General features: G+C 53.9%; 2 protein-coding genes. Both read left to right on the forward strand.

Translation table 11 applies throughout. From position 1 onward, the window contains the following. The first annotated feature begins 67 nt into the window (after positions 1 to 67). Positions 68 to 1,219, forward strand: coding sequence for a fimbrial protein (locus PMI16_RS24990; RefSeq protein WP_157212587.1), 1,152 nt, complete (start codon positions 68 to 70; stop codon positions 1,217 to 1,219). Between the two features lie 740 nt (positions 1,220 to 1,959). Further along, a complete protein-coding gene (locus PMI16_RS26425; RefSeq protein ID WP_237719834.1) occupies positions 1,960 to 2,268 on the forward strand; it encodes a hypothetical protein in 309 nt (102 codons plus the stop codon). The last annotated feature ends 276 nt before the right edge of the window (positions 2,269 to 2,544 follow it).

Here is a 2,544-nt window from a genome sequence, read left to right on the forward strand (position 1 = left end):
CGATAGCGCTCTGACTCAGTGAGCACGAAATCATTACAAATTGAGAAGGCTCTACTTCATGATACGCATGAAAAAGACAACATCATCGCCCCCTCTTTTCTCGCCCGCACATTCAGGCAAAAGGAAGGCCATGTCGAAAAGGAAGTCCATGTCGTTTTGTAGCGAGGATGTCGTGCCGACCGGGAGACGCGCTTTCTTACAGGCGTTCCTCCTGTCGGGTGTGTGCCTGGGAGGCTTGTTCCTCCCAGCCATAAGCCATGCGGCATGTACCTGGGTCAACATCTCGACAAAGCAACCGGCGCGAGCGCGTACATTCGATTTCAACTACACGCTTCCGCCAACGATCGCCATACCTCGGGATGCGCCCGCAGGTACCGTGATTGCCTCCAACTCGCAAACGCTCAGCGGTCAGCCGGTCGGACTGAAATGCAGCAACCCGACCGTCAACTTTGTGGCAAGCGGATCGCAAACCATGACATCGACGGATGCCATTTTTATGGAATCGGGCATCTACGGCGTCGAATTCAGGCTGACGAGGACATATAACGTCACCCAATTCACGCCGGAAAAATTAAAGTGGAACACGGCTGAAAACACGATCAACGATCGCATCTTTGAGCAAAACAATCTGCAATACACGCTGGAGCTGGTGAAGACGGTCGCCTATCCTGCCGGAGGGGACATCACGCCGGTCACGTTGAAACAGACCAGCCTGGACGGTACCCCGTACGCAAATTTTGCATTGACCAACAAGGTCAGTGTCGTGCCGCAGACCTGTCTTGTCACGACGCCGAATGTCGCGGTGAATCTGACCCCGCCGATAGGCTTGCCGGTGAATACCTTTAAAGGAATAGGAAGCACCTCCGAGCCGGTGCCGTTTACCATCGGCGTCAATTGTTTCGGCGTCGCCGCCAAGGTGTACATAACGTTGACGGATCAGCAAACGCCGACCAATACCTCCTCCGTCCTGAACCTCACCTCCACATCCACCGTGAAGGGCCTCGGCATTCAAGTGCTGTATGCGGGGAACGTGGTCAAGTTCGGTCCCGATTCGTCGGTGGCCGGCAACACCAACCAGTTCGCGGTTTTCACCTCCGACGGTTCGGTCCCTACTGCGACGGATATCAACCTGAGTGCGCGATACATTCAGACAGGCGCGATCGTCACGCCGGGGAAAATTGCCAATGGCATTGCTACGTTCACCATGTCATATCAATGATCGCCGAAGCAAGCGCGGCGTCTGCACGTGATGCCGTCTTGCCGGCATGCTCGCTCGCCCCGTGATTACACCGTATCGGGTCGCGACCAACGATCCGGCGCCTCACCCCGAGAAGAAAAACGCCTTACTTAATCTCCGCTTAATCTCCACTTAATCTCCCCCGGAATCCGAAAAATATTCCCGGCCTGCGTTCGCACCGGGCGACGCGGCCGCCGCCATTTTCCGTCACGCAGGCATCCCCCGCATGACTTCCGTCTATGCCGTCGACAATCCGAACATCCGCGATCCCGGCATAGGCCTGCTCCGTTCATAGGCAAAAAACCACGCTCCGCAGCATCGATGCCCCGACACCTGGCAATTTTGTTCATCAAATTTGCAACAAGGATTGGGATTGCAAATGAGCATCCGCAATTTATGTTGCTTTGGCGCAAAAACTACCTAAATGCAACAGCGCTAGAATTATTACTGGGTATAATTTAAATAATAACTAAAGCAATCTGACTCAGATGCGAACTCCGAAATAAGTCGAATTTATATTGGAAAGTCATTGTGTAGCGTGTTTTTTCGGGGGATCCATCATGTCCAGTGTCAAATCCGCATTCCAGAATTCTCTTGTTTTTTCCGTTTTTGCAGTCATTTCTTCGCTGGCGTTTGCCGCTAGCGGCGGGACGATCCACTTCTCGGGAGCAATCACCGAACCCGCATGCACCGTCCAGAATCAGACCATCGATCTGCAAACATTGAACAAGAGCCAATCCGGCAATCAGATACCGCTGAATGTCCATTGCAACGCCAGTCAATCCGTCCAGATTTCGATTCAGGATGCAGGCGCTGCGCCCCGCGCAGTCAAGACTTTTAGCGGCGGCGTTGCGGGCGCGGAAATTGCCATCCGCCACAATGCCGCGCTGCTCGCTCCCGGCGACAAGATCAACTACACTTTCGCCGGCCAGAAAGATGTTGTTGTCCCGCTGACAGCCACATTGCGCAATACCGCCGATGCGGGCGCGGCCAAAAACGGCAGCATTCTGGTGTCGTTCGACTATCGTTGAATCCCCTTGTGATTCACTGAATGGCACAGCGCTGCAGAAATGCCGCTGTGCTTTTTTATTTTCCCGCCCTGTCGCAGCCCACTGCCTGATCAAGCTCAATTGACACGTCGACTACGCAGCGCTCACTCTCTTCCCATCCAAGCTTACCCCACGTCGCCCCACTCCAGCTTTACTCTGCCTCTTGCCCGTCGCATCTGGGTAAAACCGGTTTTCCTCAATTTCTTTATTGCCGTTTTATCCACTGCGATGGCAACGGCTTATTGAAACTCGATCGTA

The sequence above is a fragment of the Herbaspirillum sp. CF444 genome (genome assembly GCF_000282135.1).
Classification (GTDB): domain Bacteria; phylum Pseudomonadota; class Gammaproteobacteria; order Burkholderiales; family Burkholderiaceae_D; genus Herbaspirillum.